Annotated in this window: 1 protein-coding gene and 3 tRNA genes; all 4 read left to right on the top strand. The window is 38.3% G+C overall.

Going from position 1 to position 2597, the window contains the following annotated elements; all coding sequences use genetic code 11:
• The first annotated feature begins 155 nt into the window (after window positions 1–155).
• Window positions 156–232: transfer RNA gene (locus tag RWZ99_RS09315), tRNA-Pro, on the top strand.
• Between the two features lie 10 nt (window positions 233–242).
• Window positions 243–316, top strand: a tRNA-Gly gene (locus RWZ99_RS09310).
• Between the two features lie 110 nt (window positions 317–426).
• A tRNA-Arg gene (locus RWZ99_RS09305) sits at window positions 427–503 on the top strand.
• A 304-nt stretch (window positions 504–807) separates the two neighbouring features.
• The coding region (locus tag RWZ99_RS09300; protein WP_314678334.1) for an ATP-dependent Clp protease ATP-binding subunit at window positions 808–2597 on the top strand (1790 nt) is incomplete at its 3' end.

Below are 2597 nucleotides of genomic sequence, written 5' to 3'. Positions count from 1 at the left end.
AAATTAATGAAGTTGTAAAAAAGTACTTGTCACTATTTTGTATCGATGATATAATAATTTTCGTTGCAGAGCGATACTCAAAAGAGTAAAAACTCAGCAAGAGTAGTGGTTGACATCAACTACCAGGTTTGCTATAATTAGCAAGTAATTAATGACGGGGCATAGCGCAGTTTGGTAGCGCACCTGGCTTGGGACCAGGGGGTCGCAGGTTCGAATCCTGCTGCTCCGACCATTTTTTATTTGCGGGTGTAGCTCAATGGTAGAGCCCCAGCCTTCCAAGCTGGTCGCGAGGGTTCGATTCCCTTCACCCGCTCCATTTTTTTTTGCCTTTTTTAGGGTAAACTAAAATAAAATAGAGCACAGTTGACGATATATAGTACATAATTTATACTATAATAGATAATTACATATATAGGTAATCCACATGGTTCAGTAGCTCAGTTGGATAGAGCAACGGCCTTCTAAGCCGTGGGTCGGGGGTTCGAATCCCTCCTGGATCACCAAAGAAATAAGCGGATAGCTCGTAATGAGCTATCCGCTTTTATTTTTATATGAATAACTCAAAAGTTCAAAATTAATTATCCACCATAAACCCAGTATTTATCTGTATTCTTGACATGTAAATTAAATTAGTCAAAATAAAAGTCAAAAAAAGTCAAAAATTTTATCTTTGACCTATTGACTTTTTGACTTAATCAGATTATTATAATGTCATAAGGTTGAAGAAACCTAGAAATAAAGCAAGAAATTAAACAGACTTAAAAAGTCAAACAGATATACTTGTAGTAAAAAAGTGAGGTAATTTATATGAACAACAACTTCAATAACTTTGGTAGCGATTTCGGTAGCATGAATGATTTATTCAATCAATTGATGGGTAACATGGGTGGTTATTCCACAGAAAACCGTCGTTATAAAATTAATGGTCGTGAAGTAACTCCAGAAGAGTTTGCTTATTATCGTCAAACTGGTCGTTTGCCTTCTAACGAAGAAATGCAAGCTGCTCAAGCTGCACAACAAGGCAAAATGAAACAAGATGGCATCCTTGCTAAGTTAGGTACAAACTTAACTCAACAAGCTCGTGATGGTAAACTTGATCCAGTAATTGGTCGTAATAAAGAAATCCAAGAAACAGCAGAAATCCTTGCACGTCGTACTAAAAACAATCCTGTACTTGTAGGTGATGCTGGTGTTGGTAAAACAGCAGTAGTAGAAGGCTTGGCACAAGCTATCGTTAATGGCGATGTTCCAGCAGCTATTAAAAATAAAGAAATCATTTCCATCGATATTTCCGGTTTGGAAGCTGGTACTCAATACCGTGGTTCCTTCGAAGAAAATATCCAAAACCTTATCAAAGAGGTTAAGGCTGCTGGTAATATTATCTTGTTCTTCGACGAAATCCACCAAATCTTGGGCGCTGGTTCCACAGGTGATGGTCAAGGTTCTAAAGGTTTAGCAGATATCTTGAAACCTGCTTTGTCCCGTGGTGAAATGACTGTTATTGGTGCTACAACACAAGATGAATACCGTAACACAATCATGAAAAACGCAGCTCTTGCTCGTCGTTTCAATGAAGTTAAGGTAAATGCACCATCTCCAGAAGATACTTTCAAAATTTTACAAGGCATTCGTCCATTGTATGAAGCGCATCATAACATCGAATTGCCAGATGCAGTGTTGAAAGCAGCTGTAGATTATTCCGTACAATACATTCCTCAACGTAGCTTACCAGATAAAGCTATCGACTTGATCGATGTAACAGCAGCTCACTTGGCTTCCCAACATCCTGTAACTGATATTAAAACATTAGAAGCAGATATTGCAGAAGCTAAGGCAAAACAAGAAGAGTTTGCTCAACAAGAAGATTATGAATCCGCTATTAATGAAAAAATGCGTATTCAAAAATTACAAGAAGAAATCGATAATCACACTGAAAACCAAAAGGTTGTGGCTCAAGTCAATGACGTAGCTGAAGCTGTTGAAAGAATGACTGGTATTCCTGTATCTCAAATGGGTGCATCCGATATTGAACGCTTGAAAGACATGAAATCTCGTCTACAAGCTCATGTAATCGGTCAAGATAAAGCAGTAGAAGCTGTATCTAAAGCTATTCGTCGTAACCGTGCAGGCTTTGACGAAGGTAATCGTCCAATCGGTAGCTTCTTATTCGTAGGTCCTACTGGTGTTGGTAAAACAGAATTGGCTAAACAATTAGCACTTGATATGTTCGGTAACAAAGATGCTATCATCCGCTTGGATATGTCCGAATACAGTGATCGCACAGCAGTTTCTAAATTGATTGGTGCTACAGCTGGTTATGTTGGTTACGAAGATAACTCCAACACATTGACTGAACGCGTTCGTCGTAATCCATACTCCATCGTATTGTTCGATGAAATCGAAAAAGCAGACCCTCAAGTTATTACATTACTTCTTCAAGTGTTAGATGATGGTCGCTTAACAGATGGTCAAGGTAACACTGTAAACTTCAAAAACACTGTTATTATTGCTACATCTAACGCAGGTTTTGGTTATGGTCAAGATAATGACGATGAAAACAAAGTTGATGTAATGGAACGTATCGCTCCATTCTTCCG

The organism is uncultured Streptococcus sp. (assembly GCF_963545685.1).
In the GTDB taxonomy this organism is placed as follows: Bacteria; Bacillota; Bacilli; order Lactobacillales; family Streptococcaceae; genus Streptococcus.
This window is presented reverse-complemented; position numbering and strand designations above follow the sequence as displayed.